28 protein-coding genes are annotated in these 25,840 nt (G+C 41.7%); 20 read left to right on the top strand and 8 right to left on the bottom strand.

Annotated features, from left to right (window positions below; genetic code table 11):
• Positions 1-118: 118 nt before the first annotated feature.
• On the bottom strand, positions 119-1,087 hold the full coding sequence (gene cmoB, locus MTF66_RS07180; protein ID WP_054551592.1) for a tRNA 5-methoxyuridine(34)/uridine 5-oxyacetic acid(34) synthase CmoB: 969 nt from the start codon (positions 1,085-1,087) through the stop codon (positions 119-121).
• A gap of 27 nt (positions 1,088-1,114) precedes the next feature.
• Positions 1,115-1,840, bottom strand: coding sequence for a carboxy-S-adenosyl-L-methionine synthase CmoA (gene cmoA / locus MTF66_RS07175; protein WP_058585302.1), 726 nt, complete (start codon positions 1,838-1,840; stop codon positions 1,115-1,117).
• 118 nt (positions 1,841-1,958) lie between these two features.
• Between cmoA and MTF66_RS07170 the strand changes: the two genes are divergently transcribed.
• Complete coding sequence (locus MTF66_RS07170) at positions 1,959-2,639, top strand: DUF3334 family protein (RefSeq protein WP_054561772.1); 681 nt, start codon at positions 1,959-1,961, stop codon at positions 2,637-2,639.
• 79 nt (positions 2,640-2,718) lie between these two features.
• Here MTF66_RS07170 and MTF66_RS07165 read toward each other — a convergent pair whose 3' ends face one another.
• Positions 2,719-3,213, bottom strand: coding sequence for a hypothetical protein (locus MTF66_RS07165; protein ID WP_248526895.1), 495 nt, complete (start codon positions 3,211-3,213; stop codon positions 2,719-2,721).
• Between the two features lie 153 nt (positions 3,214-3,366).
• On the opposite strand from MTF66_RS07165, the gene MTF66_RS07160 reads away from it, so the two are divergent.
• Complete coding sequence (locus MTF66_RS07160; protein ID WP_248526894.1) at positions 3,367-4,383, top strand: DUF5924 family protein; 1,017 nt, start codon at positions 3,367-3,369, stop codon at positions 4,381-4,383.
• Between the two features lie 113 nt (positions 4,384-4,496).
• Here the strand turns inward: MTF66_RS07160 and MTF66_RS07155 are convergent, their stop codons facing one another.
• A complete protein-coding gene (locus MTF66_RS07155) occupies positions 4,497-4,991 on the bottom strand; it encodes a M48 family metallopeptidase (RefSeq protein WP_248526893.1) in 495 nt (164 codons plus the stop codon).
• 22 nt (positions 4,992-5,013) lie between these two features.
• Positions 5,014-5,862: a DUF72 domain-containing protein gene (locus MTF66_RS07150; RefSeq protein WP_248526892.1), complete on the bottom strand. Its 849-nt coding sequence runs from the start codon at positions 5,860-5,862 to the stop codon at positions 5,014-5,016.
• Positions 5,863-6,089: 227 nt separating this feature from the next.
• Here MTF66_RS07150 and aspS point away from each other — a divergent pair, with 227 nt between their 5' ends.
• From aspS to MTF66_RS07125, 5 genes are all read left to right on the top strand, one after another.
• The gene (aspS, locus tag MTF66_RS07145) at positions 6,090-7,859 is read left to right on the top strand and encodes an aspartate--tRNA ligase (RefSeq protein WP_248526891.1); all 1,770 of its coding nucleotides are present in this window, start codon (positions 6,090-6,092) and stop codon (positions 7,857-7,859) included.
• Between the two features lie 109 nt (positions 7,860-7,968).
• Positions 7,969-8,175, top strand: coding sequence for a hypothetical protein (locus MTF66_RS07140; RefSeq protein ID WP_248526890.1), 207 nt, complete (start codon positions 7,969-7,971; stop codon positions 8,173-8,175).
• Positions 8,172-8,762, top strand: a complete 591-nt coding sequence (locus tag MTF66_RS07135) for a pentapeptide repeat-containing protein (protein ID WP_248526889.1) — start codon at positions 8,172-8,174, stop codon at positions 8,760-8,762. Before MTF66_RS07140 ends, MTF66_RS07135 begins: the two co-directional genes overlap by 4 nt.
• Before the next feature lie 31 nt (positions 8,763-8,793).
• Entirely contained in the window at positions 8,794-9,378 is a 585-nt protein-coding gene (locus MTF66_RS07130) for a GNAT family N-acetyltransferase (protein ID WP_248526888.1), read from the top strand.
• A 20-nt stretch (positions 9,379-9,398) separates the two neighbouring features.
• Complete coding sequence (locus tag MTF66_RS07125; protein ID WP_248526887.1) at positions 9,399-10,103, top strand: alpha/beta hydrolase; 705 nt, start codon at positions 9,399-9,401, stop codon at positions 10,101-10,103.
• 7 nt (positions 10,104-10,110) lie between these two features.
• Here MTF66_RS07125 and MTF66_RS07120 read toward each other — a convergent pair whose 3' ends face one another.
• Positions 10,111-10,998 carry an MBL fold metallo-hydrolase gene (locus MTF66_RS07120; protein ID WP_248526886.1) on the bottom strand — a complete coding sequence of 296 codons (888 nt, stop codon included), beginning with the start codon at positions 10,996-10,998 and terminating at the stop codon, positions 10,111-10,113.
• A 238-nt stretch (positions 10,999-11,236) separates the two neighbouring features.
• On the opposite strand from MTF66_RS07120, the gene MTF66_RS07115 reads away from it, so the two are divergent.
• Positions 11,237-12,079: an isopenicillin N synthase family oxygenase gene (locus tag MTF66_RS07115; RefSeq protein WP_054551580.1), complete on the top strand. Its 843-nt coding sequence runs from the start codon at positions 11,237-11,239 to the stop codon at positions 12,077-12,079.
• Between the two features lie 172 nt (positions 12,080-12,251).
• On the top strand, positions 12,252-13,700 hold the full coding sequence (locus MTF66_RS07110; protein WP_248526885.1) for a DEAD/DEAH box helicase: 1,449 nt from the start codon (positions 12,252-12,254) through the stop codon (positions 13,698-13,700).
• Between the two features lie 53 nt (positions 13,701-13,753).
• Here the strand turns inward: MTF66_RS07110 and MTF66_RS07105 are convergent, their stop codons facing one another.
• On the bottom strand, positions 13,754-14,506 hold the full coding sequence (locus MTF66_RS07105) for a DUF3307 domain-containing protein (RefSeq protein ID WP_248526884.1): 753 nt from the start codon (positions 14,504-14,506) through the stop codon (positions 13,754-13,756).
• The gene (locus MTF66_RS07100) at positions 14,503-15,117 is read right to left on the bottom strand and encodes a hypothetical protein (protein ID WP_248526883.1); all 615 of its coding nucleotides are present in this window, start codon (positions 15,115-15,117) and stop codon (positions 14,503-14,505) included. The genes MTF66_RS07105 and MTF66_RS07100 overlap by 4 nt, the downstream gene beginning before the upstream one ends.
• 155 nt (positions 15,118-15,272) lie before the next feature.
• Between MTF66_RS07100 and MTF66_RS07095 the strand changes: the two genes are divergently transcribed.
• From MTF66_RS07095 to MTF66_RS07045, 11 genes are all read left to right on the top strand, one after another.
• Positions 15,273-15,767 carry an NYN domain-containing protein gene (locus MTF66_RS07095; protein ID WP_248526882.1) on the top strand — a complete coding sequence of 165 codons (495 nt, stop codon included), beginning with the start codon at positions 15,273-15,275 and terminating at the stop codon, positions 15,765-15,767.
• 370 nt (positions 15,768-16,137) lie between these two features.
• Entirely contained in the window at positions 16,138-17,052 is a 915-nt protein-coding gene (gene nagK, locus MTF66_RS07090) for an N-acetylglucosamine kinase (protein WP_248526881.1), read from the top strand.
• Positions 17,052-18,164, top strand: a complete 1,113-nt coding sequence (gene nagA / locus MTF66_RS07085) for an N-acetylglucosamine-6-phosphate deacetylase (protein WP_248526880.1) — start codon at positions 17,052-17,054, stop codon at positions 18,162-18,164. The genes nagK and nagA overlap by 1 nt, the downstream gene beginning before the upstream one ends.
• 63 nt (positions 18,165-18,227) lie before the next feature.
• Positions 18,228-19,358, top strand: a complete 1,131-nt coding sequence (gene nagX, locus MTF66_RS07080) for a transmembrane glucosamine N-acetyltransferase NagX (protein ID WP_248526879.1) — start codon at positions 18,228-18,230, stop codon at positions 19,356-19,358.
• A gap of 210 nt (positions 19,359-19,568) precedes the next feature.
• Complete coding sequence (gene nagB, locus MTF66_RS07075) at positions 19,569-20,363, top strand: glucosamine-6-phosphate deaminase (RefSeq protein ID WP_248526878.1); 795 nt, start codon at positions 19,569-19,571, stop codon at positions 20,361-20,363.
• 114 nt (positions 20,364-20,477) lie between these two features.
• Positions 20,478-21,395: an NAD(+) diphosphatase gene (gene nudC, locus MTF66_RS07070; RefSeq protein WP_248526877.1), complete on the top strand. Its 918-nt coding sequence runs from the start codon at positions 20,478-20,480 to the stop codon at positions 21,393-21,395.
• 19 nt (positions 21,396-21,414) lie between these two features.
• Positions 21,415-22,593 (top strand): cystathionine beta-lyase, encoded by a 1,179-nt coding sequence (locus tag MTF66_RS07065; RefSeq protein ID WP_054551570.1) that lies wholly within the window; start codon positions 21,415-21,417, stop codon positions 22,591-22,593.
• 115 nt (positions 22,594-22,708) lie between these two features.
• The gene (locus tag MTF66_RS07060; protein WP_054551569.1) at positions 22,709-23,527 is read left to right on the top strand and encodes an ABC transporter permease; all 819 of its coding nucleotides are present in this window, start codon (positions 22,709-22,711) and stop codon (positions 23,525-23,527) included.
• Entirely contained in the window at positions 23,524-24,432 is a 909-nt protein-coding gene (locus tag MTF66_RS07055; protein WP_248526876.1) for an ABC transporter ATP-binding protein, read from the top strand. Before MTF66_RS07060 ends, MTF66_RS07055 begins: the two co-directional genes overlap by 4 nt.
• Positions 24,433-24,434: 2 nt before the next feature.
• Positions 24,435-24,809, top strand: coding sequence for a PH domain-containing protein (locus MTF66_RS07050; protein ID WP_054561750.1), 375 nt, complete (start codon positions 24,435-24,437; stop codon positions 24,807-24,809).
• 220 nt (positions 24,810-25,029) lie between these two features.
• A complete protein-coding gene (locus MTF66_RS07045) occupies positions 25,030-25,818 on the top strand; it encodes a putative porin (RefSeq protein WP_062564210.1) in 789 nt (262 codons plus the stop codon).
• The last annotated feature ends 22 nt before the right edge of the window (positions 25,819-25,840 follow it).

The following is a 25,840-nucleotide window of genomic DNA, read 5'->3' as shown; positions in this document are numbered from 1 at the left end:
AAATCACTTTAACCGACTTGACAAGGACAGTTGTCCGGTTTTTTGTTTTCAAGTTACAAGGCAAAAGTATCAGGCAAATGAACTTTTAACCTTGAAACTCGAAACTTCTCACTATTTGTTAAGCTTTCGCGGTTAAAATAGCGCGAAGAGGGGCAGGGTAACCTTCAATGGTTTTGCTGGTGTCATTTGGGTCTAAAAAGTCGACTAATGATTCGTTTTCCATCCACTGGGTTTTGCGTTGTTCTTCAAGCGTTGTGATTGCGCAGTCTTTAACTTGTACATCTTTAAAACCAACGCGCTCCATCCATAGTTTTAATGCCGCGGTGCTTGGGATAAACCATACATTACGCATTTTCGCATAGCGGTCAGTTGGCACTAAAACTGTGTGCTCATCACCTTCAACAACCAGTGTTTCAAGGACTAACTCACCACCAGGGCGAAGCTGTGCTTTTAATTGCGCTAAAAAGTCGATAGGTGAACGACGGTGATATAAAACCCCCATTGAAAATACCGTATCGAATGCTTTTAGCTCTGGCAGAGCTTCAACACCTAACGGCAATAAATGCACGTTTTCATCTTGGTGATAATGCTTTATCGCTTGGAATTGGCATAAGAACAAATCGGATGGATCAATGCCCACTACAAAATTAGCGCCTTCACCGCGCATGCGCCACAAGTGATAACCCGAGCCACAGCCAATATCAAGCACAGTGCGGCCTTTTAACGGTTCGATATGAGGCAGTAAACGATCCCATTTCCAATCACTGCGCCACTCAGTATCAATTTCGATACCGTGTAAGCTAAATGGCCCTTTACGCCATGGCATCATGCGCTTTAATAAATGCGTTAACTGTTTTTGCTGACCTTCAGATAGCTCATCACCGGTGCCAATTTGTACTTTATCCTGAAGGTTTACATGGTTTGTGCTTACCTCTGGTAAGTTTTTCAGCACTTTTTGCCATTTCGGTAAATCACCGTGGCTAGCTTCGAGTTCCCAGTGTTTTAATTGACCAGGCAAAGTTTCGAGCCAGTGGCTAAGCGGGCTTTGTGCAATCGCAGCGTAAAATTGGTTAAACCATTGAGACATGAAATACTCTTTATATCGTTGTGATGATTACTTGATTGCAATCATCGAGCAGAAGTTAAAACATTGATACCACACTTGCGTTTGGCTAAAACCAATTTCACTTAATCGGTTTAAGTGGGTAGATAAATGATCAGGGCGCATGACATTTTCGATAGCCGTACGCTTTTGGCTGATCTCAAGCTCCGAATAGCCGTTGTGACGTTTAAAATCATGGTGTAAATCAATGAGCAAATTATCGCATTGCTCATTTTCACCTCTAATTTTTTCGCTCAGCAGCAAAACACCGCCTGGTTTTAAATTTGCGTAAATCTTTTCAAGCACTGCTTGGCGCTTTTCAGGTGGAATAAACTGTAGTGTAAAGTTCATCGCGACCACAGAGGCATTCTCGATAGCTAAATCGTTGATATCACCTAGTGTAACTGTGACTGGTACTTCAGAGCGAAAACCTTGTAAATGTAATTTACAGCGCTCAACCATCGCTTCTGAATTATCAACAGCAATGATATTACAGTTATCAGTGCGAATATTACGGCGCATACTTAACGTTACAGCACCAAGAGAACAGCCTAAGTCGTATAGGTTTGAATTGCTTTGCGCGTACTCACCAGCCAGCTTACCCATGGTGCTAACAATAGTTGCATAACCTGGCACCGAGCGCTGGATCATATCAGGGAAAACTTCTACTACATGTTGGTCAAAGCTAAAGTCTTTAACCGCTTGCTCAGTGGCATAAATACTGTCTTTTTGCGTCACTTGAACAGTCTCTTTAAAAAATAATACCGCTATTTTAGCATTTTTAACTGGATAGTCAGTGATAAATTCAGTAGCTTGGCTAGAATTATCAATAACAAGTACAAAAAAGAGAAGTTTAATGACAAAAAGCAAAGTGATCAGTACAGAAGATATCTTATCAACTCTGTGTCATTCAGTGACTGGAGTTCTGTCTTCAGCAAGCGGTAACAGTATTAGTTATTCTGCTATGGTTCAAAAAATCACCCGCACCTGTATGCGCCCAGATATTGGCTGTTTTGTATTGTTCGATGGTGGCTTTACCGGTCTTGTGGTGACAAACTTCACAGCGCAAGCAGCCATGGAAATTTACCATGACTATATGCGTAACATGGGTATGCCAGAGGACGAAATTGCACAAAGCCATTTATCAGATGATGTGGCAAACGTACTCGGCGAGCTGATGAACCAAATCGTTGGTGACTTTACGTCAAAAGTACGTGACCAGCTGCATACTTCTATTACGCAAAACCAACCTAAGATGATGGCGATTAACAAGCAGGTGCAAATCTCTGTTGATACCACCATGGATAGGCCACAAGCACGCCGTGTGACCTTCACTACAGCGAAGCAAAATATCTTCTATCTAGAACTGGCAATGGATAAAACTGAATTTATCAAACTACATGATTTTGATATTTCAGAAGCGGTTGACCCAGATGACATCATCGAAAACGAAGCTAAACAAAAAGCTGAAAAGCAAAAAGCATCATCACAAGCAGACGATGCAGATGATGATTTTATGGCAGAGCTTGGTTTGTAACAGCTTATGTAGGTTGGGTAGAGCGTAGCGAAACCCAACGGCATGAGCTGTCAGCTATCAGATAAAATAGAGGCGCGGGTCAGACCGCGCTTTTTTGTTTTTTAGAGCAATTAATAATATCTTTGTCTGGAATCCCAATTAACGTAATAGTTTCATCGTCTATTTTTTGGATTTTCGTTTTAACTGTCACTGAAGGCCCTCGAGTAAAGCTTTTCACTGATTCTGGGGAAAAGATATTTAGCTCATCTTTGATTAAATTTGTTTTATGGGTTTTAGAATCAAAGCTGATCATTATATCACCCTCGAAATCCATTTTTTCTGTGGATTCAACAGAGATAACAGAAGCCAAATCAGGGTTTTGTTTGAAATAAAATTTAAAAAAGCTTTTTGAATATGAGTTTAAATCTTTAATTGAAGTAGTTATGTGGCTATCAACTTCTAGTATTGCATCGTTTGGTAATACTGATTTCATTTTGCAAAACCATTCACCATTTAAAAAACTATAATCTTCAAATGCATTCGCAGTTGTACACTTAGAAATTAATAAAAGTATTATCAAGACTTTATATGCCATTCCATTTGTTCCTTTTAGAAAAATACTCGATGCTCGTTTGACTTCATCAAAATACCTTACAGCTTAAAGCTTTGAACTTAAAGCTCGTTTTAAAGCCTACATTCATCCAATTTATGCTTTACTCATAAAGCCTTAAATGGATTTGATAATTGCATGAATTACTTAAAAAACTTTATAACTAAATTTGTTTTCATGATGCAGAAGCGGCCGGGGTTGATGGCGGTGTTGGCTTTTTGCAGTGGTGTAGCAAGCTATGTCTTTGTTGAGCGAAAAGAATCGTTTTCGCAGCTTATTTCGATTTTGCTATTAGTCACTTGGTTGTGGTTGTTAATAGATAACTGGCTAAGAGATAAAGTAGAGGAGCGCTTCGGTGTGGCGGTGTCGCCTAACGTAATGCGCTTTGCGCTGCAAGTTGTGCAGCAAGAAAGTTTGTTTTTTGCCTTACCATTTTTCTTAGTCGTGACTACTTGGGATCATGGTCAGGCTGCGTTTACCGCTTTGATTATACTTTGTGCGTTCGTTTCTGTTGTTGACCCCCTCTATTACAAAAAGCTCGCAAGACACAGTGTCTGGTTTAGTGTGTTTCATAGCTTTTCTTTGTTTGTTGTGCTGTCGGTTACTTTACCCATTTTATTAAAGTTAACGACTAGCCAAAGTTTTGAAATTGCGCTGATCACGGCTGTTATTTTAACTATTCCAAGTCTTGGTAATTTGATGCCGAATGCGAAATGGTGGCGTTTCCCGCTGTTGGTGCTATTGCTTTGTGCTTTAAGTGCAGGGCTTTGGCAATTACGTAGCTTTGTGCCACCTGCGGCACTGCGTTTAACCGATATGAGCATGTCGTATCAGCTTGATGAACAAGCCCGTAAACCGCTTTCGCCAATAACAGAACTCACTGAGCAGAGCTTGCATGCAAACGGTCTATATAGTTTTAGTGCGGTAAAAGCACCGCGAGGTTTAAATGAAAAAATCTTTCACGTTTGGGTGCATAATCGAAAAGAAGTTGACCGTATAGCCTTGGATATTTCTGGGGGACGTAAAGAGGGCTATCGAGCGTGGAGCCATAAAACGAATTTCCCTGCTAATGCTGCAGGGAAGTGGGTCGTTAAAGTTGTTACCGAGTCTGGGCAGCTGATAGGGCAAAGAAGGTTTGAGGTTTCAGAAACTTAGCTGTCAGCTTTCAGCCGTCAGTTTTTAGCTGATCGAGATGGGGGATAGTTATTAGTGTTTTTGAACAACAAGAGCTTAACATTCTTTCCTCTGGTTTTATGTTTTTGATAGCTTTAATACGGATTCTTCCCTTCACCGACCAACACACTGAATATTCTTAAATCCAGTTCTAGTTGATGGTATTGCGGCTCAATGTGGCAGCATAGTTGATAGAAGGCTTTGTTGTGGTCTTTTTCTTTAAAGTGAGCCAGCTCGTGTACGACGAGTGCTTTGAGAAGTGGTTCAGGTGCGCGAAGCAGGTCGCTATTAATGGCAAGATCGTGTTTTCGGGTTTTACCTTGCATACGAAAAGTATGGGTGCCTAAGGCATTTGTGACCATATCACCTTGTTTTTTGAATGCGGCACGGCCAAAAGGCAGGGCATTTTTAAGGTAGCGCTTTTTCAGCTCAGTGGCGTAATTGTATAAAGCTTTATCGCTGGTAATGCTATGGGCATCAGGGTATTTGCCCTTTAGGTAGTTAGCAGCTCTGTCGCCATTAAATAGCTGTAACACTTGCTCAATGATGTGAGGCGGGTAACCTTGAAAATAACGGCTGTAATCTTTCATATTTTCTCTGATAAATCGGGCGCTAAAATAAACTGCTTTGGCTTGCTTCGCGTTCACCTATAAAAGGCGCAAGCACGGGGTGATTGTAACCTAAATCTTGGCAAAACTGTCTTGCTAAAAGTGGTGACTGGCGATTATCTGCGGTATGAAAAAACAAATAGGGTGATTTTCCTTCATCAAGCCATTGCTTTACTTTTTTCAGCCATGGCTGGTAATACGACTTGTATTCATGTTCAAGACTGGCAATCACAAAGCGCAGCATAGGCTGATTTCCTGTTGCAATGGCATGCACAGGTAAATAAGGCTTTTTCTTTTGCGCATCAATGAGTGCATCGGTGTCGGCGGGAACAGCAAATAAAGAGCGGGTATCCATACTGATGCGGTCTATATTATTTTCAATTAATAGCTGATTTAAACGAATTTCTGCATCATCTTTTTTAAAGAAACCGGGGTGACGTACTTCTACACCGTAACTAAGTTGTTTCGGTAGTTGTGCAATAAAATTAGCAAGCAGTGGCAGTGCATCTGGGCCAAAGGCACGGGGTAGCTGCAACATAATTTGCCCCGTTTTAGCAAAAATTGGCTCAAATAAGTTTAGCCACGCATTAAGCTCACTAGTTATATTCGTCAGTTGTAATTCGTGACTAAAACGCCGATGAAACTTAAAAGTAAATTTAAAGTCTTCGGGTACCGCATCATGCCAGCGTAATAATGACTCGTGACTTGGATCAGCATAAAAACTGGTGTTGCCCTCGACTGAGTTAAAGCATTTGGCATACTCACTGAGCATGTCGGCGCTTTTACAGTGACTAGAGAGTAAATTTCCTTTCCATGCGGTGCTAGACCACTGCGGACAACCTAAATACAGCATTAAACCAACCAATAAATTTAAACTTTAGCTAGTGTATCAAAAGAAATGTTTGCTCAGAAGTCGGGGTATATATTTAGCCCCCGACAGGCACTGCTGGCACTCGCATTTTGAGATGGTTTGGGTATAATGCTCTGCCTTAAATGATTACTTTGTATAGTGGCTTTTGCTCTCAAAATAGCGAACTCTTAAGAGCAGGCGGCTATAAGTCTTTAACTGACAGGAATACTATGCGCTCTATATATTGCGGACAGCTAAATAAATCTCACGTAGATCAAGAAGTTGAACTATGTGGTTGGATCAACAAACGCCGTGACCTTGGTGGCCTTATCTTCGTCGATTTACGTGACAGAGAAGGTTTAGTACAAGTTGTTTTTGATCCTGAAGTAGAAGGATTAATGGATACTGCGAATAAACTACGTCAAGAGTTTTGTGTGCAGTTAAAAGGTGTTGTTCGCGCACGCCCTGATAGCCAAGTAAATAAAGACATGGCAACAGGTGAAGTTGAAATTTTAGGCACAAGCTTAACTATCATCAACCGTTCAGAGCCATTACCACTTGATTTTAATCAGCAAAACTCTGAAGAGCGCCGCTTAAAATACCGTTACCTAGATTTACGTCGTCTTGAAATGAGCGACCGTATCAAACTTCGTGCAAAAGCGAGCAGCTTTGTGCGTCGTTTCTTAGATGACAACGGCTTCTTAGATATCGAAACACCGGTACTAACAAAAGCAACGCCAGAAGGTGCACGTGACTACTTAGTACCTAGCCGTGTTCACAAGGGTAGCTTCTACGCTTTACCTCAGTCGCCACAGTTATTTAAACAATTATTAATGATGTCGGGCTTTGACCGTTACTATCAAATTGTTAAATGTTTCCGTGACGAAGATTTACGTGCTGACCGTCAGCCAGAATTTACACAAATCGATTTAGAGACGTCATTCATGAGCTCTGATGAAGTGCGTGCAATGACTGAGAAAATGATCCGTGAAATGTGGCAATCATTATTAGACGTTGACTTAGGCGACTTCCCAGTAATGCCATACAGCGAAGCAATGAGTTTATATGGTTCTGATAAACCAGACCTACGTAACCCAATGCAACTTGTAGACGTTGCTGATTTAGTAAAAGACGTTGAATTTAAAGTATTCTCTGGTCCTGCTAATGACGAAAAAGGCCGTGTTGCTGTATTAACTGTACCAGGCGGTGCTGAGCTTTCTCGTAAACAAATCGACGATTACACTAAGTTCATTGGTATCTATGGCGCGAAAGGCCTAGCATGGATGAAAGTGAATGACCGTGCTGCGGGCGTTGAAGGTGTACAATCACCAATCGCTAAGTTCTTAAACGAAGAGGTGATCAACCAGTTACTTGAGCGTACTAACGCACAATCTGGCGACATCATTTTATTTGGTGCTGACAAGCGCAACGTTGTAAACGAAGCAATGGGTGCGCTACGCCTTAAGATTGGTGTTGATTTAGGCATTACTGATCTAGATAGCTGGAAACCATTGTGGGTTGTTGACTTCCCTATGTTTGAAGAAGACGACGAAGGTACATTGCATGCGGTTCACCACCCATTCACTGCTCCGAAAGGTATTTCTCCTGAAGAACTTGAAGCAAACCCAGCTGGTGCACTATCAGATGCATACGACATGGTATTAAACGGCTACGAAGTTGGTGGTGGCTCGGTACGTATTCACAATGCAGAAATGCAAGAAACAGCATTCAGAATTTTAGGTATCGAAGCGCAAGAGCAGCAAGACAAGTTTGGTTTCTTACTTGACGCACTTAAGTACGGTACACCACCGCATGCAGGTCTTGCGTTTGGTCTTGACCGCTTAGTTATGCTGTTATGCGGTACTGATAACATTCGTGACGTTATTGCTTTCCCTAAAACAACTCAAGCATCATGTTTATTAACAGATGCACCAAGCAAAGCAAATGCAGATGCATTAACTGAGCTTGCAATTGATGTTGTAGCGAAAGACGTTGAATAATTCATAATAACCTGAATTATAAGACTTAATGAATAATAACCCTAAGGTGTATGCCTTAGGGTTTTTTTGTGCTTAAATGAATATTTAGTATGTTCTTCAAGGAGAGAGAATGAATATCAGTGCAACTTTAATCGGGCAAATAATTGTTATTTTAATTCCTGTGTTTGCCGCTATCAGCTATTACTTAGGTAAGCGCAAAACCTCAATACCAATCGTGGTGGCCGTTATTGGTGGGTTACTAGGGCTAATTCCATTGTTTGGTCTTATTTTTATTGCAGTACTTGCGCTTAAACAAGATATTGAGACCACCGCGTGATCGCAAGCCATTCCCTTTATTTTGAACACACCTTTGAAGCAAACCTTGCAGGGCAAACATTTTCGCATTGCGAATTTGAGCAATGTGAATTTATCGACTGTGACTTTAGCAATAGTCAGTTTGAAAACTGTCGGTTCATAGAGTGTGAGTTTAAAAACTGTAATTTAGCTGCCCTTGGGCTTAGATACACCTCGCTTGAAGAAGTAAGCTTTAAACAGTGTAAATTAACCAGTGTTCGTTTTACTGATGTTGATTGGCCGCTACTCGCCAGCCGTTCTTCAGTGAGTTTTGTTGGCTGTGAACTTAGCCACAGCAGCTTTTTTGAACTTAGTTTAAAAGCTTTAAAAATGCGTAGCTGTTTTGCCAAAGATGTTGATTTTAGACATGCAGATTTATCTTCAGCTGATTTTACTGATACGGACTTTCGTGACAGCTTGTTTCAACAAACCAACCTCAGTAAAGCTAATTTTATTGGTGCCAGCCACTTCGCCATTGATATAACAGCTAACAATATCACTAAGGCCAAATTTGAACGTTATGCTGCTTTGGATTTATTAGCAGGGCTCGATATAGAGCTGGTGGATTAAATATTATTGCTACTTAAGGTTAAGAAAAGTTATGGATTTAAGTCCCATCACCTTAGAAGGTCAATTTGTTAAATTAGTGCCGTTAACGCTTGAGCACCGTGATGCTTTAGTAAACGCCGCTTCAGATGGAAAGCTTTGGGAGCTTTGGTTTACCTCAGTGCCCAATGAAGAACGTGTTGACGATTATTTAAATATGGCGTTTGAACAACAGTCACTTGGTCGCGCAATACCATTTGCTGTCATCGATAAACACACCGATGAGGTGATAGGCTCAACTCGCTTTTGTAATATCGACAGTAAAAACCGCCGTTTAGAAATTGGCTATACCTGGTATGCCAAGCGTTTTCAGCGTACTGGGGTTAATACTGGTTGTAAAAAACTGCTGCTGAGTTATGCATTTGAAACACTTAATGTGATTGCTGTTGAGTTTCGTACCCATTGGCATAATCAGGCTTCGCGCAATGCCATTGCTCGCTTAGGGGCGAAACAAGATGGGGTGCTTCGTAATCACCAAATAATGGCTGATGGATGCGTACGCGACACCGTGGTGTTTTCAATTATTGATGGTGAATGGCCTATGGTTAAACGTAGCTTAGAATTCAAACTAGTATGTTAACTATTAAAAAGGCGGCGCTAATGCTCGCGTTAACCCTTAGCGGGCAAACAGCCTTTGCAAATCAAACAGAGACACTGTTTGATACTGAGCGGGCACGCCATATTCCGGTGACCATTACAGCAGCCGATAGCAAATGCACGATAAATAAAAAATGCCCCGTGGCGTTTATTGGGGCAGGCTATGGTATGGCACATACAGACTATCAATTTGCCCAGCAGGCCTTTCATCAGCATGGTTATTTAACGGTTGAAGTTGCTCATGAGTTAAAAGGCGATCCGAGTTTAAACCCTGAGCCACCATACATGACCACACGCATGGAAAACTGGCACCGTGGTGTACAAACCCTTGAATTTTTAGCCGTAGAACTTGCAAAACGTTATCCTGCGTATGACTTTAATCAGCTCACTTTATTTGGTCACTCAAATGGAGGTGATATTGCAGCATTATATGCCGCTATTTATCCCGCTAAGGTTGCTAAGCTGATCACCCTTGATCATCGCCGTATGCTGACCCCAAGGAACAAAAATATTGCTGTACTGACACTACGCGGTAGCGATTACCCAGCAGATAACAACGTATTGCTAACGCCGCAAGAGCTCGCTGTATATCCAGTGACGCAAATTAAGCTTAAAGATTCGCGCCATAACGATATGTATGATGGTGGCCCAAAAGTGCTTGTAGCACGTATGAGTAAAGAACTTAACGCGTTTTTATCTCGCTTTTGATGCTCAGCTAAAACTGAGCATTAATATCGCTGCGAAAATTAAAATAGCCCATCTCGACAAGGTTGTTATACACACCCTCAATATTCAGTGGCAGCCATTGCTGGTACATTTTTAAATGGCTGTATTTAGGCAAGCTTATTTCTTTTTGTAAGGTCGCAAGATTTTTACCTTTTAACATGCCATCGCGCACGGCAGTGTGTAAGTCTTGAATATAGTGTAAGTATGAGACAACATCATCGCGGTTGCCAGTATCTGCATGGCCACCTATAAATGCAGCAAACGCAGGTTCATTTAGCACCGCTTTGGTTGAATACAGCATGCCGTTAATATCGTAACCAATCAGGTTTTTATATGGCATGCGGCCAAGCACAATCCAATCAACAACATAAAGTACATTGGCAGGCATAAAGCGCATACTGACATTGCCGCGCCCATTATTTGGCCCGTAGTAATTAAGAAGCACGTAACTATCACCTAATTGGACTTTGAGTGTATCGGTAAATGTAAGATCAGGTAGGGCTGTAGGCACTTTATTCAATTTAAGGTCATCAGTTGCAAACTGGTGAGCAACGACCGTGGTGTTGTTATCGATTAGCTCATTACCGCCCATCGCATGGTCAACATGGCTATGGCTGTACAGCATAAATTTGATTTCGGCGTTAAAGGTTTTCTTGATATAGCTTTTTAAGTATTTTGCGGCATCGCTATTAATAGGATCAGTCACTAAGGCCAGGTTATCAACAATCATAAAAGCGCTGTGGTAATGGCCAGCACTAAAGCGATATACGTTGTCTTTAATATTTTCGACTTTATAGTTGGCTTGTTCTGCACAGATGGCCTGATTGGTTACAATTATCAGCGCACTGAAAAGTAAGATTTGCAGACTTTTGAACATTAGCGATCCTTTTGCGTTGAAATGTGTCTAATTAACCATATCAAAGCTTAGGTAATAGTACATATTATACTACTTAAGAGCTTAGTTGATCTGTATCAAAGTTAAGGAGCTAAGCAAGGTGGGGCGGACATAAGTCCTTATGTTTTTGCCTGTGTTTCTCTATCCTCGCGAAGCGCTATAATGAAGAAATGCTATGCTTAGCACAGACTTCTAGAACCTTATTCACTGGAAAAGACAAATGCAACATTTACCTACCGTTGATTATAAAGCGAGCGATGCGGCCGCTCAATTTGTTGAGTCACTAAGAAACACAGGTTTCGGTGTATTAAAAAATCACCCAATCCCTCAGTCATTAGTTGAGTCTATTTACAAAAATTGGCAAGAATTCTTTAATTCTGAGCAAAAGCATGAGTTTTTATTTTCAAAAGAAACACAAGATGGTTACTTCCCACCATCAGTGTCAGAAGTTGCAAAAGGCTTTACCGTTAAAGATATTAAAGAGTACTACCACGTTTATCCAAAAGGCCGTGTTCCAGCACAGCTAGAAGAAGAAATCCGTGAGTACTACCGTTTAGCGAATGAGTTTGCAGCAACATTATTAAGCTGGGTTCAAGCTGAAGCACCAGAAGAAGTGCGTGCTAAGTTCTCTATCGACCTTAAAGATATGATTGCTAACTCTGAGCAAACACTCCTGCGTATTCTTCATTACCCTCCAATGACAGGTGATGAAGAGCCAGGTGCAATCCGTGCGGCAGCGCATGGTGACATCAACTTACTAACTGTATTACCTGCGGCGAATGAGCCAGGTTTACAAGTACAAAAAACAGATGGTGGTTGGTTAGACGTACCATGTGATTTTGGTAACCTGATCATCAATATTGGTGACATGTTACAAGAAGCGTCAGGTGGTTACTTCCCATCAACGATTCACCGCGTGATCAACCCAACGGGTAAAGCGTCTACGAAATCACGTATTTCGTTACCACTATTTTTACACCCGCGTCCTGATGTTGTGCTTTCTGAGCGTTATACAGCAGACAGCTACCTACAAGAGCGTTTACGCGAACTTGGTGTTAAGTAAAGATTGAGTATAAGAACAAAGCGGCATTTCAGCCGCTTTTTTTATGCCTTAAATAAATCGGCTAAGTTCACTATTAAGTGCTAGTTTGCAAATAATTCCATGCATTATTGACTATCCTAGGTATAATGCGCGCACTTCGCCGTATCGGCTGAATTTTTTAAAGAGAGATAGTATGAGTTTTGATGGGTTAGGTTTATCACCAGCTTTAGTAAATGCAGTTTTAGAAAAGGGCTATGAAGCACCAACGCCTATTCAATCACAAGCTATCCCTGCGATCATTGAAGGCCGCGATGTTATGGCCGCAGCGCAAACTGGCACAGGTAAAACAGCAGGTTTTACGCTGCCGTTAATTGAGCGTTTGTCAAAAGGCCCTAAAGCGGGTGGCAACAAAGTACGTGCATTAGTATTGGCACCAACCCGTGAGCTGGCTTTACAAGTAAGCGAAAATGTTGAGCAATACGCTAAGCATTCAAATGTTAGCTCATTTGTTGTTTATGGCGGCGTTAAAATTAATCCGCAAATGATGCGCCTTCGTAAAGGTGTTGATATTTTAGTTGCCACACCTGGTCGTTTATTAGATCTACACAATCAAAACGCTGTTAAGTTTGATGATTTAGAAGTGCTGATCCTTGATGAAGCCGACCGTATGCTTGATATGGGCTTTATACATGACATCAAACGTATCATTGCTAAATTGCCTGCTAAACGTCAAAACTTGATGTTCTCAGCGACTTTCTCAGATGAAATTCGTGAACTTGCAAAAGGGCTCATTAACGACCCCGTTGAAATTTCAGTCGCGGCAAAAAACACCACAGCTAAAACGGTTGCTCAATCTGTTTATGCGGTAGATAAATCACGTAAAACAGCATTACTTAGCCATTTGATCCGTACTAATGATTGGCAACAAGTATTAGTATTTTGCCGTACCAAGCATGGTGCAAACCGTTTAGTTAAGCAGCTTGAACGCGATGATATTGTGGGTGCTGCCATTCACGGTAATAAATCACAAGGCGCTCGCGTTAAGGCACTCGAAGGCTTCAAATCCGGTGAAGTGCGCGTATTAGTTGCAACCGATATTGTTGCCCGTGGCCTAGATATTGTTGAGCTGCCTCACGTTGTTAACTACGATTTACCGAATATTTATGAAGATTACGTTCACCGTATTGGCCGTACAGGCCGAGCAGGTGCATCGGGTCATGCTATATCGTTTGTAACAGCTGATGATGCCGACGATTTGTATGGTATTGAGCGCTTTATTGGTGAGCTTATTCCACGTGCAACAGAAGCAGGCTTTGAGCCAAGTAAACCAGTTGCTGAAAAGCCACTAGATACGCGTCCAATCAAGCCGAAAAAGCCAAAGAAACCGAAAAAGCCAAAAGCACCAGCTCAAGACGGTCAAGGTGCAGCAAAACCTTCACAAAAGCCAAAACCTAAATCGCAAAAGCGACCTTCACAAGGTAAGTGGCAGGGTAAGGGTAAAGAGCAGGGCCAAAACCAAAAAGGCGCTAACAACGGGAATAAATCGAATAACAATAAACCAGCAGGTAATAAACCTGCGGGTAATCGCCAGCGTGTATCTGGGCCATCTCGCCCAAGACGTAAACCCGCTGCGGATAGTTAATAACAGTTAAAACAAAAAACGCGCAATTGCGCGTTTTTTGTTTTTCTAAGCGATTAAACGAGTTTGATGCAATATAAGGTGGCGACACCAATAAAGAGTGTTACGGTGACACTTAACAAAGTGCCCAGCATGACATATTCAGTGAGTTGTTTTTCGCTACTTTCTTTTAAATCACCAAATCGAAAAATCGACTTGGCCGCTAGCAGAAAGCCCACGCCGCCGTATTCACCTAGCAAAATAAAGCTCAACATTAACACTCGCTCGAGCAAGCCTATAAAATGCCCTGCAGCAGGAATACTGCCTTCATTGTTTATCTGAATATTGATTTTCTCCAGCATCATGCGAATAAACACAGAACTTGGGTTGAGCACCAATAAATAAGCTGCAATAACAAACAAGGTATCGAGGGCAATCAGCTTCTGCCACGCTAAGCTATAAAATTCATTCTTATCACTAAGCCAAACGCTTAGCATTACAATCACAACAAGATGTGCCAATTGGTCGAGTAAAAACGGCACTACGCCTTTATTTGAGTATGACTTTGCCAAGTCAATGACATAGTGGCTTAGCATAATCGCACCAGCTGCTAACAATACACGAGAGAACTCTTGCCAGCCGTATGTGTATTCCCACAGTGTGAGCACGGCTAAAGAGGTCACCCCGTGTGTTAATACATGCAAATAGAGCTTACTAGCACGAAAGTGACGGTTGTTTCTATCGTGCACCCAGCTCATTGGCTGCCAATAAAAGTCAGCAAGTAAGTGACCTAGCACTAACGCGGTGAGTAATAGAGCAAAACTGGTCATAACAATCCTTTGAGTGTGGTTTGGCTGTAATTTATAAAGCGTTCAATAAGCTGATAATGGGCTAGGTTGAGTAACTTAGTGACATTTTCTCGGCTAGTATTAAGCTCTTTGGCAAGCTCTGCATGGCTGTTGTTCTCTGCGGTTAAATAATAAAACAGGGCATTAGCCTGCTTTTGACTCATTTTTTCAAGCAGGACTTCGACAAGCGCAATATTTAGCGCAACGCCTTCTTCAAGGGCGTTATTTTCAATATTTAACACTAAGCGTTGCTGGCCGATGTTATCTAAACCACGGCCAGATAAGGTATAAGCACTGCCTGTGGCTGTTTTTATATCGGCGCGTGGGTTGTCGAGTGAGCCAATAGCCAAGCTTTGTCGCAGCTCATAATTGGCTGCCTTCATTTGCAAATACAACAAGATGGCAGCATGACATACCAGCTCAGGCTCTGTTAGCTGTATTTGCAATGCATCGCCACGGTAAATGGTAAAGCTTGCGTTAAAGCGCTTAGCAACAAAGCGTAAGCTTTGATCGAGCTGATAAAGCATGGCGTCGTATTCTTGTTGTGGAATTTTTTGTGATTTAATTAAATCACCGCTGATCACCGCAATCATTATGATCCCTTAGATTAAGTAACTTAATTTAGTTACATCGCAATAAGTAACCAAATTTGGTTACTTTGTTTTATGTAACCAATTTAGGTTACTTTTTCGTAAATATCAACCTAGATATGCTACAGTGAACACAAATCACTAAAAACAGAAAAGTTATGTCAGCAGTTGATAAGCCAAGAGTCGGTATCTTTGTAGATGTACAAAACATTTATTACACCTGTAGAGAAAGCTACAAGAAAAATTTTGACTACAATGCCTTTTGGGCGCAAATGAGCGAACGCTACCAAATCGATTGCGCCATTGCGTATGCAATATATCGTGGCGACGAAAAGCAATCGCAGTTTCAAAATATTCTGCGCGCAATTGGCTTTGAGGTGAAACTGAAACCTTTTATTCAGCGCAAAGATGGCAGTGCGAAAGGAGATTGGGATGTTGGCATTACAATTGACATGATAGAACATGCCAAGCAGCTCGATAAAATGGTATTACTATCCGGCGATGGTGATTTTGCATTATTACTTGGTCACTTAGCAAATAAGTATCAGCTACCGTGTGATGTCTATGGGGCAGAGCATCTCACCGCTGATATTTTAAAGCAAGCTGCTGCTGAATTTCATTGTATTGATGATTCATTGCTACTATCAAGGTAAAAAAATATTCCTATAAAAATAAAATGTTTAACTAAAGTATTATTTCAGCTAAGCTAGCATTAGCTACACTTGATGATAAATAAAGGAAAAGTCACGCACAACGCACTAAATTATGCAAAAAAGCATAAATAAAGGTGTTATAGGACATTGTTGATGTGGTTTCTAATTTTCTTGTCTGCTAAATAAAGCGTTTTAATTCAATAAATTAAAAATAAATATGAAAGTTATACGAATTTTTATAAAAAATATAATGACAACGCTGTCATTTGTTGTGTAACATTAAATCAACAAAGGTTGAGATGATTTCGCATTCTGATAAAAAAAATAATGCGATTTAGACAAAAACTAAACGAAGGCTAGGGGTCGTTAAATGATGGCGAAGAGTGTGAATGAGGACCAATTGTTTATTGGTATCGATGGTGGCGGAACGAAATGTCGAGCAACTATCTACTCTGTTAAACAAGGTGTATTAGGAACTGGCCTAGGTGGTCCTGCAAATCCATTACATGGTTTGGAACGTACTCTCGAATCAATTATGGTCTCAACACAATTAGCACTTCGTGATGCGGGTTTACCGCTTGAAACCGTTCATCAGCTTTATGCCGGCTTAGGTTTAGCAGGCGTAAACCTACCAAGCTTGTACGACAAGATTATGGAATGGGAGCATCCATTTAAACAAATGTTCCTCACCACTGACTTACATACAGCCTGTATCGGCGCCCATGAAGGGAGTGATGGTGCGGTGATCATCACAGGCACTGGCTCTTGTGGTTTTTCTTGTGTAAATGGTCGCACAACTAACTTTGGCGGTCATGGCTTTGCTCTAGGCGATAAAGGCAGTGGTGCCTGGATGGGTCTTGAAGCAATAAAAGCGACCTTGTTAGACCTTGATGGCCTAGGTGAAGCAACAAATCTGACTAAAGTGATCACCGAGCATTTTGCAGCTGACAATGCGATGGCGATTGTTGAAAAAATGTCTGGTCAGCCTTCGAGTAGTTTTGCCAAATTAGCCCGCTATGTATTTGAAGCAGCCAATAACAATGACAAAGTTGCGGTTTCGATTGTTAAAGAGGGTGCTGATTACGTCAGTAAATTAGCTCAGCGTTTATTAGAGAATAACCCGCCACGCTTATCTATGATTGGTGGCTTAGCTGAGCCATTAAATAAGTGGCTTGCAGAGGATATTGCGAAACGCGTTGAATCTCCTATTCAACCACCGGAAATGGGCGCTGTGTATTTTGCTCAGCAATCTGTACTTGAACAAAACCAAGAGGTAAGTTTGTAATGACGATTTATCATGCGAGTTCATTGTTTACCGGTGACGAATTTTTATCTGACGTATATTTTAGCGTCGAAAATGGTGTGTTTAAGTTTGTTGAAGCAGATGCTAATGCCGTTGCATTAACGGGTTTAGTGGCACCCGGTTTTATTGATGTACAAGTTAATGGCGGTGGCGGGGCGTTTTTCAACGCTGAACAAACGCCAGATTGCTTAGATAGAATAGCCAAAGCACATGGTCAGTTTGGTTCAACAGCGATTATGCCAACGCTGATTACCGACAAAGTCGAAGTCATGGCAAAAGCGGCCGATGCAACTGCACAAGCAATTGCTGAAGGTGTTCCTGGCGTAATGGGTGTGCACTTCGAAGGGCCGCACCTTTCATTAGGGAAAAAAGGCACCCACAGCGAGCAATTTATTCGCCCTATTACAGAGCAAGAATTTGCGATTTATGCCCGCCAAGACTTAGGCATTAAAATGGTAACCCTAGCGCCTGAAAATGTTAGTGCTGATGATATCGCGCGCTTGGTTGAGTGTGGTGTAAAAGTATCAATTGGCCACACCAATGCAGACTTTGCGACCACCAATGCAGCACTTGCGGCAGGGGCTGATGGTTTTACCCACTTATTTAATGCTATGTCAGCATTTACATCACGAGAGCCGGGTGTTGTAGGTGCTGCACTTTGGGATGATAACAGCTGGTGCGGCTTAATTGTTGATGGTCACCATGTACACCCATCATCAGCAAAATTAGCAATTCGCAGCAAACAGCGCGGAAAAATTATGTTAGTCACAGATGCTATGCCACCTGTAGGGACTGACGATATGGAGTTTGATTTCTTTGATGGTCGTAAAGTTATTCGTACTGGCGACCGATTAAATTCAACGACCGGTGAATTAGCAGGCAGCGTACTTGATATGGCAAGTGCGGTGCGCAACACAGTGAACACATTGGATGTTAGCCTTGCTGAGAGCTTACGTATGGCATCACTTTATCCTGCACAATATTTAGGTTTACATAAAAAAGGTCGCTTACTGAGCGGGTTTGACGCTGACTTTGTGGTGTTAGACGCACAGCAAAATGTACAAGCCACCTTTATTGCTGGAAAAGCGCTATAACAAGCTTCCCTGGTAAAAACCCCGCCGTTGTATCGCGGGGCTTTTTCTATTTAAGGTAATACAATGACAACAACACAACCAACAAGAAAACGTTTGGCATCGCTGGATGCACTGCGCGGCATGGATATGTTTTGGATATTAGGCGGACAGTCACTATTCGCAGCGCTCTTCGTTTTAACTGGCTGGACTGGCTGGAAAGTTTTTGAAGCACACACCGTGCACAGCGTTTGGCATGGCTTCACATTTTACGATCTGATTTTCCCATTATTTATATTTTTATCGGGTGTGGCGATGGGGTTAGCCCCGAAACGCATTGACCATTTACCGTTTGATGAGCGCAAAGTGTATTACCGCAAGGCGGGTAAACGTCTTTTACTATTGTGTTTATTAGGTATTTTGTATAACCACGGCTGGGGCACAGGGATGCCAATGGCGTTGGATGAAATTCGCTATGCCAGTGTTCTTGGCCGCATCGCTATTGCGTGGTTCTTCTGTGCAATGTTGGTCTGGCATACTAGTTTACGAACACAAATTATTACCGCAGCAGCTATTTTAGTGGGTTATTGGCTACTACTTTGTTTTGTTCCAGTGCCGGGTGGCAGTGCTGGTGACCTTTCAGCGGCAGGGAGTTGGAATGCATGGTTTGATGCACACTTACTGCCGGGGATTAGTTATCAAAACCGTGTGGTAGACCCAGAAGGTGTGTTGTCGAATATCCCAGCGATAGTTAATGCATTAATGGGCGTGTTTGCAGGTCAATTAGTGGCTCGTGCTCAGCAAATCGGCGAGTGGAAAATGACCGCCTCGTTGTTCGCCGTAGGTGTGGTAAGTGTGTGTTTAGGTTGGTTATGGGATTTACAGTTCCCAGTAAATAAAGAGCTATGGACTAGCTCATTTGTGCTTGTAACCGTTGGCTGGAGTGCCATATTGCTCGCCGTATTTTATGCACTGGTGGATATTCTTCCAGGGCAACGCGCCGCGTATCCTTTTGTGATCATAGGTGCAAACTCTATTATTATTTACTTAGCGTCAAGTCTTGTGAATTGGGGCTATGTCAGCCAAAGCGTATTTGGTGGGGTGGTTCGAGCTGTGCCAGAGGCATGGCAACCCCTGATGGCGGTAATTGCATTATTAGCAGTACAAATGCTGGTATTGCATTGGATGTATCGCCGTAAGATCTTTGTTAGTGTTTAATAATTATTAGACACTAACAAAAAGAGTAATTTTTTATTCACTTTTACTTTACAAAGATAAAACTAGAAGTGATAATGACAGCGTTGTCATAATGGTTATAGCTACTGCATCGTATCCTGGCAGTGGTTTGATCTAAAACCCAGCTCGATTGCACGTGGGGTTGGGTTTTAGGTCCCATTTTTTTCCAACTTATAATTAGAGCTAATCGATATGCAAATAGTGATTCTTGATGATGCAGCCCAAGTTGCAGCGTATGGTGCCAACATCTTTGCGAAACAATTACTAAAAAAACCAGCCTCAGTACTTGGTCTTGCCACAGGGTCAACACCTGTTGCTTTGTATCAACAACTGATTGAAAAAAATAAAGCTGGCGATATTTCGTTTAGCCAAGCGACAACATTTAACTTAGATGAATACTTAGGTTTAACTGGCGAGCATCCACAAAGTTATCGTTACTTTATGAATGAACAGCTATTTAACCATGTTGATATCGATAAACAAAACACCCATGTACCGCCGGGTGATGCAGTAAACCCGCTTGTTGCTTGTAATGAATATGAGCAAAAAATCACAGCGGCTGGTGGTGTTGACGTACAACTACTTGGTATTGGCCGTAATGGTCATATTGGCTTTAACGAACCTTCATCTGGTTTGACATCACGCACCCGTGTTAAAACACTGACCAAAGCGACAATTGAAGACAATGCGCGATTTTTTGCTGAGGGTGAGTATCAACCGCATTTATCAATCACTATGGGTATTGGCACTATTTTAGAAGCCAAAAAAGTAGTGCTTTTAGCAACCGGTGCAAGTAAAGCTGATGCCGTTCATGCCATGGTAGAAGGCCCGTTAATGGCTAAATGCCCAGCTTCAGCACTGCAACTTCATAAAGATGCGGTGATCATCATTGATAAAGCTGCAGCGAGTAAATTAGAAGATTTAGAGTTCTATCAGCATATTGAAGCTGAGAACCAAAAACTACAAGCGCACCTAGCGACCTTGTAAAATTGTGAGAGAGAATAAAAAAGCCCAGTTTGGGCTTTTTTTATGCCTGTAATAAATTGGGTTTATCATCCGCTTATGGTAGTTTTAGCGAGTAAACTATTTTCAAGGAATGCCATGCTGAATTACTCTCAAATGCCATTGGATCGTGCATCAAATCGTCGTAAAGATCCAAAGTGGTTAAAGGCTCAAATGAATTCTCAGAGTCGCTGGTTATTGGTCAATAACAATCAAAGTTTATTTGTTAAAGACAGTCCTGAAGTGTGTTATTTACGCTTATCTCAAGTGGATCATCTCGATTTATCAAAAAGTATTTTATTGGGTTTAGACGACCATGATGTGGCTCATTTTGCTTTAGACGTCAGCCATGTTCCAGATTCACTTATTGAGCCTATGCTCAATGGCGCTGAATTTGTAGATATTCGCAAGTTAGGCCCACAAGTTGAGTTAAAACAAGGTTCGATTGCCGCACTGGCAAGGGGCTTGTGTTTTTGGCATGCAACGCACCGGTTTTGTGGCCGTTGTGGTCATGAAAATAATATGGTTGAAGCTGGGCATTCACGATTATGTGAGAACCAAACTTGCCAGCATCAAACCTTTCCGCGAACCGATCCTGCGGTGATTATGATCGTTACTAAAACCTTTTCAGATGGGGTTGAGCGCTGCTTGTTAGGCCGTCAAGCAAGCTGGCCTGAAGGTGTTTTTTCAACTCTTGCTGGTTTTGTAGACCCAGGTGAAACACTAGAGCAGGCCGTTGCCCGCGAAGTCATGGAAGAAGCCGGTGTTGCGGTGACAGATATTCAATATATCGCTTCACAGCCTTGGCCATTTCCATCATCAATTATGTTTGGCTTTATGGCTACAGCGGTCTCAGAAGATATTCAGGTAGATAAAGACGAGTTAGACGATGCAAGATGGTTTAGCCGTGCTGAACTTAATGAATTCGGCCAATGGCATGAGCAGGGCAGTCATCTTAAACTAACCCGACAAGATTCTATTTCTCGATTTTTGGTTGAGCACTGGCGCAACCTGTAAAGCACAGCTTGGACAAATTATGACAAAGACAAATAAAAATACCCAAATCGTCTCTGCAGGGCGTAAAAAAGCGTACACACAAGGGGTTGTGAACCCAGTGGTGCAACGTGCATCAACGGTAGTATTCGATTCAGTGGCTGATTTAAAAGCAGCGGCGAAGAAACGAGGCGACAAAACTTTATTTTATGGCCGCCGCGGTACGACGACACACTTTGCTCTTCAAGAAGCAATTGCAGAGCTAGAAGGCGGCGAAGGCTGTGCGCTATATCCATCAGGTGCGGCTGCAATAAGCAATGCGCTGCTATCGTTTGTGAAAACGGGCGATCATATTTTAATGGTGGATACCGCTTACGAGCCGACCCGTGATTTTTGCGACAAAATACTGGCTGGATTAGGAATTGAAACAACTTATTACCCGCCGGGAATTGGTGCAGGGATTAGTGAGCTTATTAAAGATAACACTCGCGTATTGTTTTTAGAATCACCTGGCTCAATCACTATGGAAGTGCAAGATGTGCCAGCCATGGTTGCAAAGGCAAATGAGCGCGGTGTAATGACCATGCTAGATAACACCTGGGGGAATGGTCTGCATTTTAGACCGCTTGAGCATGGCGTAGATATTAGTATTCAAGCAGCGACAAAATATATAGTTGGTCACTCAGATGTGATGATGGGGGTGGCGGTTGCCAATAAAAAGTATTGGCCAACCCTTAGAGAAAATTCATACCTACTTGGGCAATGTACCTCTGCTGATGATGCTTATTTAGCGCTACGTGGTCTGCGTACTATGGCTGTGCGTTTAAAACAGCATGAACAAGCCGCCATCGAAGTAGCTAAATGGCTTGAAACACACCCATTGGTTGATCATATTCGCCATCCTGCTTTTGCAACGTGCCCGGGTCATGAGTTCTTTAAGCGAGACTTTGATGGCAGTAACGGCTTATTTTCATTTGTAATGAAGCAGGGAAATCAACAAGCGATTGATGCGTTTTTAGATAGCTTGCACCATTTTAAAATGGGATTTTCTTGGGGTGGTTATGAGAGTTTAGTCACAGCAAACCTGAGCATGAAAGGGCTTCGCTCTGAAACAGGTTGGTCGCAAGGTCCGGTAATAAGGCTACACATTGGTCTTGAAGATGTGGCTGATTTACTAGCCGACCTTGACCAAGCGCTTGCAGTGTACGAAAGCCACCTCTAGGTTAAAAGTTTATACTTTGTTACATAAGACCCGCTTGTCGGGTCTTTTTTTTCTGGTAATTCAAGCTGTTTCAACTTAGTGTAATTCTAATAATAAAATTCATTAAGGATTATGAGTGACGCAGTTACATCCTAAACGTCTTGCACAAATTGCCCAATTTGAGCTAGTACGACTATTTCTGACCAAACGTGGTTTGTTGGCGGTTGCCGCTTTTGCCATTTGTTGGCTACTTATTTTACGCTATCCCATTGCCCAATCTGTGACCTTGATTAGCTCACCTGATTTTGCCGACTTTGCAAGACAAGCATTTGGCGCCATTGGCATCAGTAAATTACTTGATTGGCCTGAATCTGAACTTGCCGTTTATTGGCTGATTGCTTTATTTAGTTTCCCAAGCTTTTGTTTGTTTTTATGCAGTGACCAAACAGTGGGGGATAGACAGCGAGGTACGTTACGCTTTTTATCACTTAGAGCTACTCGTTCAGAAATTATTATTGGCCGCTTTTTAGGGCAGCTACTCATTTTAGCAGCATTGTTGTTTGTTACCTTGATGGCAACGGTTGCAATGCTTGGCTATCGTGAGCCAAGTTTGCTGCTTTCTGGCTTATCGCGAAGCTTTATGTTGTTATTTTATTTGCTTGTTGCAGTTATGCCATTTATTGCTTTGATGAGCTTTTTGAATACATTTGCCCGTTCATCGCGTCTTGCGTTTGTTTTGGCTATTTTGTTCTTTGCTGGCGGTAATATTGTGATTGGCTTACTAACATGGCAATGGCCTGCATTTGAGGTTTTAAATTACATATTTCCGGGCTATCAACTTGATTTAATGGCAGGTCAGCGTGCAGGTGTCACATTGGCTCTAGGTTTACCACTTTTACAAACGGCAGTGCTACTGGTTGCTGGTGAACGAATTTTTGCGAGGAGCTCATTATGACCGTTTTAATTCAAGCACAAGGCTTGTCAAAAAGCTACGGGGCTAAACGAGCGCTCGATAACGTTAGCTTTGAGATAAACAAAGGGGCACCGGTTGCGCTAGTTGGTCCTAATGGTGCAGGTAAAACAACGTTATTCAGTTTGTTATGTGGCTATATATTACCAAGTTCAGGAAAGCTATCGGTAATGGGGCATACCCCAGGCAGCGCTGCGTTATTTGGCAAGCTAACCGCGTTACCGCAAGATGCTCAGCTTGATCCTCGTTTTAGTATTGCGCATCAACTTAACTTTTATGGTCAATTACAAGGGCTAAGTGGTGCAGTTCGTAAAAAAGAAACGGCTCGTGTTTTAGAGCTCGTTGGTTTGTCAGAAGTGGCTAAGCAGCGACCGGATGACCTTTCTCATGGTATGCGTAAGCGAGTAACGATTGCACAGGCATTAATTGGTTCACCTGAAATAGTGATGCTTGATGAAGCAACTGCAGGCCTTGATCCAATTCATGCTCGTGAGGTAAGGGAGCTGGTAAGTTCTTTAAGTAACGAAGCAACATTTATTTTAAGCTCCCATGACTTAACTGAGCTTGAGCGATTATGCTCTGGGGTTTTACACCTCGATAAAGGGGTGTTAAGTGAGCATCAAGCCCGTTCTAGCACGCAGGATAATAAACACTTTATTACGCTGCAGTTAAATCAACAATATGATGATGTAGAAGCAAAGCTTGCTGGCCTTGCCCATGTACATCATGTTTATATGAGCCAAGCAAAAGAATATGTGATCGAGTTTGAAAAAACCGCTGAGCCTTTTGATATCAATCTTCTACACTTTTGTTATCAACAAGGTTGGCAGTATCGTCAACTGGTAAATGGTCACACACTCGAAAACCAAATTTTTCATAAGGAGAGCTAACTATGGGTCTATTAAGCGGATTAATGGGTAACGCAAGTGAAGTCGATAACGATGATTTAGAAGAGCTGCTTGCTAATACCCTGATTGATGGTGAAACAGTACAAAAAGCCTATAAAGTCATTCGTGATATGTTCATCTTTACCAATAAAAGATTAATTATTATTGATAAACAAGGTGTTACTGGTTCTAAAGTTGAGATGCTGAGTATTGCTTACTCAAAAATTACTAAGTTTAGTAAAGAAAGTGCTGGGCATTTTGACCTTGATGCTGAACTAAAAATTTGGGTTGGTTCAGATCCAACGCCAATCAGCAAAGACTTTAAAGCAGGAGATAACATTAATGAGGTTTATAGAATTATAAGCGAATTTGCTTTATAAGGTACTGACAAGCTTTATTTTTTCACTATAAGTTGGCTTAGAGACGCAAGTTTCGGCCAACTTTTTCTTTACATTTGCCGACACTTTATTACAATTAATCAAGTAAAAACAAATGCTTAGTTAAGTTTCCATTCAGTTTTCTCACGTTAGCATGTGCCCAACTTAGCCATCAGGCTAGTTTTCAACAGCAATGAAACAATGTTAATAGGGAAATCTGTTTATGAAAAAGTTAGCAGTTATTATTTCGAGTATGCTTCTGTCAACTGCCGCGACTGCTGCGGATAGTTACCAATCAATCAGCCATTTAGGATACATGGACACCGATGGCAACGACACAGTAAGTGTTGATTCAACGTATTACTTCGCGCCAAAGAAAACAATGGGTCCATACGACCAGTTTGAATACATCAACAGAACAACTAACGTGTTTGGTTCGTACGCTGATGATGACTTTGGTGATGTAACTAACATCGGTGGTGAATACTTCGTACAAGATTTTGTATTTGGTGCGGGTTACAGCAACTACGATTACGGTTCAGATACTGATTTATTCAATGTGTCTGCAGGTTACTTCTTTAATCCTAACCTTCTTCTTAAAGCGACATTTATCGACGTAGAAGACGGTGATAACACTGTAATGTTCGACCTTAAATACAATCACCAGCTTAACAGCACTGATTACTTAGGTTTCACATTCACAGCTGACGATGAGTTTGATTACCGTGCAGTAAATGCAAAATACTTCATGGATCTTCAACAAGGTAACTACCTAACAATTGAAGGTACAATTTCTGATACAGACGATAGCGGTAGCTCTTGGGAACTAGGTTCTAACTACTACTTCTCTAAAGCAACGTCAGCATTTGTAACGTTTAATAAAGAAGATGATTACAGCTTTGGTGCACAGCACTTCTTTAACAAAAACGTTGGTTTAAAAGCAGGTTATGCAAACAACTGGGATGACTCAGACTACGATGCATACTTTGCAAACGTAAGCTTACAGTTTTAATCATTAATTTGATGATATAAAA

It is taken from the genome of Pseudoalteromonas sp. 2CM39R (genome assembly GCF_023161845.1).
This window is presented reverse-complemented; position numbering and strand designations above follow the sequence as displayed.

Excerpts from the sequence above, each read along its gene's own strand:
- cmoB (WP_054551592.1), bottom strand. The coding sequence starts at position 1,087 with ATGTCTCAATGGTTTAACCAATTTTACGCTGCGATTGCACAAAGCCCG.
- MTF66_RS07170 (WP_054561772.1), top strand. The coding sequence starts at position 1,959 with ATGACAAAAAGCAAAGTGATCAGTACAGAAGATATCTTATCAACTCTG.
- MTF66_RS07165 (WP_248526895.1), bottom strand. The coding sequence starts at position 3,213 with ATGGCATATAAAGTCTTGATAATACTTTTATTAATTTCTAAGTGTACA.
- MTF66_RS07160 (WP_248526894.1), top strand. The coding sequence starts at position 3,367 with ATGAATTACTTAAAAAACTTTATAACTAAATTTGTTTTCATGATGCAG.
- MTF66_RS07155 (WP_248526893.1), bottom strand. The coding sequence starts at position 4,991 with ATGAAAGATTACAGCCGTTATTTTCAAGGTTACCCGCCTCACATCATT.
- MTF66_RS07150 (WP_248526892.1), bottom strand. The coding sequence starts at position 5,862 with ATGCTGTATTTAGGTTGTCCGCAGTGGTCTAGCACCGCATGGAAAGGA.
- aspS (WP_248526891.1), top strand. The coding sequence starts at position 6,090 with ATGCGCTCTATATATTGCGGACAGCTAAATAAATCTCACGTAGATCAA.
- MTF66_RS07140 (WP_248526890.1), top strand. The coding sequence starts at position 7,969 with ATGAATATCAGTGCAACTTTAATCGGGCAAATAATTGTTATTTTAATT.
- MTF66_RS07130 (WP_248526888.1), top strand. The coding sequence starts at position 8,794 with ATGGATTTAAGTCCCATCACCTTAGAAGGTCAATTTGTTAAATTAGTG.
- MTF66_RS07125 (WP_248526887.1), top strand. The coding sequence starts at position 9,399 with ATGCTCGCGTTAACCCTTAGCGGGCAAACAGCCTTTGCAAATCAAACA.
- MTF66_RS07120 (WP_248526886.1), bottom strand. The coding sequence starts at position 10,998 with ATGTTCAAAAGTCTGCAAATCTTACTTTTCAGTGCGCTGATAATTGTA.
- MTF66_RS07115 (WP_054551580.1), top strand. The coding sequence starts at position 11,237 with ATGCAACATTTACCTACCGTTGATTATAAAGCGAGCGATGCGGCCGCT.
- MTF66_RS07110 (WP_248526885.1), top strand. The coding sequence starts at position 12,252 with ATGAGTTTTGATGGGTTAGGTTTATCACCAGCTTTAGTAAATGCAGTT.
- MTF66_RS07105 (WP_248526884.1), bottom strand. The coding sequence starts at position 14,506 with ATGACCAGTTTTGCTCTATTACTCACCGCGTTAGTGCTAGGTCACTTA.
- MTF66_RS07100 (WP_248526883.1), bottom strand. The coding sequence starts at position 15,117 with ATGATTGCGGTGATCAGCGGTGATTTAATTAAATCACAAAAAATTCCA.
- MTF66_RS07095 (WP_248526882.1), top strand. The coding sequence starts at position 15,273 with ATGTCAGCAGTTGATAAGCCAAGAGTCGGTATCTTTGTAGATGTACAA.
- nagK (WP_248526881.1), top strand. The coding sequence starts at position 16,138 with ATGATGGCGAAGAGTGTGAATGAGGACCAATTGTTTATTGGTATCGAT.
- nagA (WP_248526880.1), top strand. The coding sequence starts at position 17,052 with ATGACGATTTATCATGCGAGTTCATTGTTTACCGGTGACGAATTTTTA.
- nagX (WP_248526879.1), top strand. The coding sequence starts at position 18,228 with ATGACAACAACACAACCAACAAGAAAACGTTTGGCATCGCTGGATGCA.
- nagB (WP_248526878.1), top strand. The coding sequence starts at position 19,569 with ATGCAAATAGTGATTCTTGATGATGCAGCCCAAGTTGCAGCGTATGGT.
- nudC (WP_248526877.1), top strand. The coding sequence starts at position 20,478 with ATGCTGAATTACTCTCAAATGCCATTGGATCGTGCATCAAATCGTCGT.
- MTF66_RS07065 (WP_054551570.1), top strand. The coding sequence starts at position 21,415 with ATGACAAAGACAAATAAAAATACCCAAATCGTCTCTGCAGGGCGTAAA.
- MTF66_RS07055 (WP_248526876.1), top strand. The coding sequence starts at position 23,524 with ATGACCGTTTTAATTCAAGCACAAGGCTTGTCAAAAAGCTACGGGGCT.
- MTF66_RS07050 (WP_054561750.1), top strand. The coding sequence starts at position 24,435 with ATGGGTCTATTAAGCGGATTAATGGGTAACGCAAGTGAAGTCGATAAC.
- MTF66_RS07045 (WP_062564210.1), top strand. The coding sequence starts at position 25,030 with ATGAAAAAGTTAGCAGTTATTATTTCGAGTATGCTTCTGTCAACTGCC.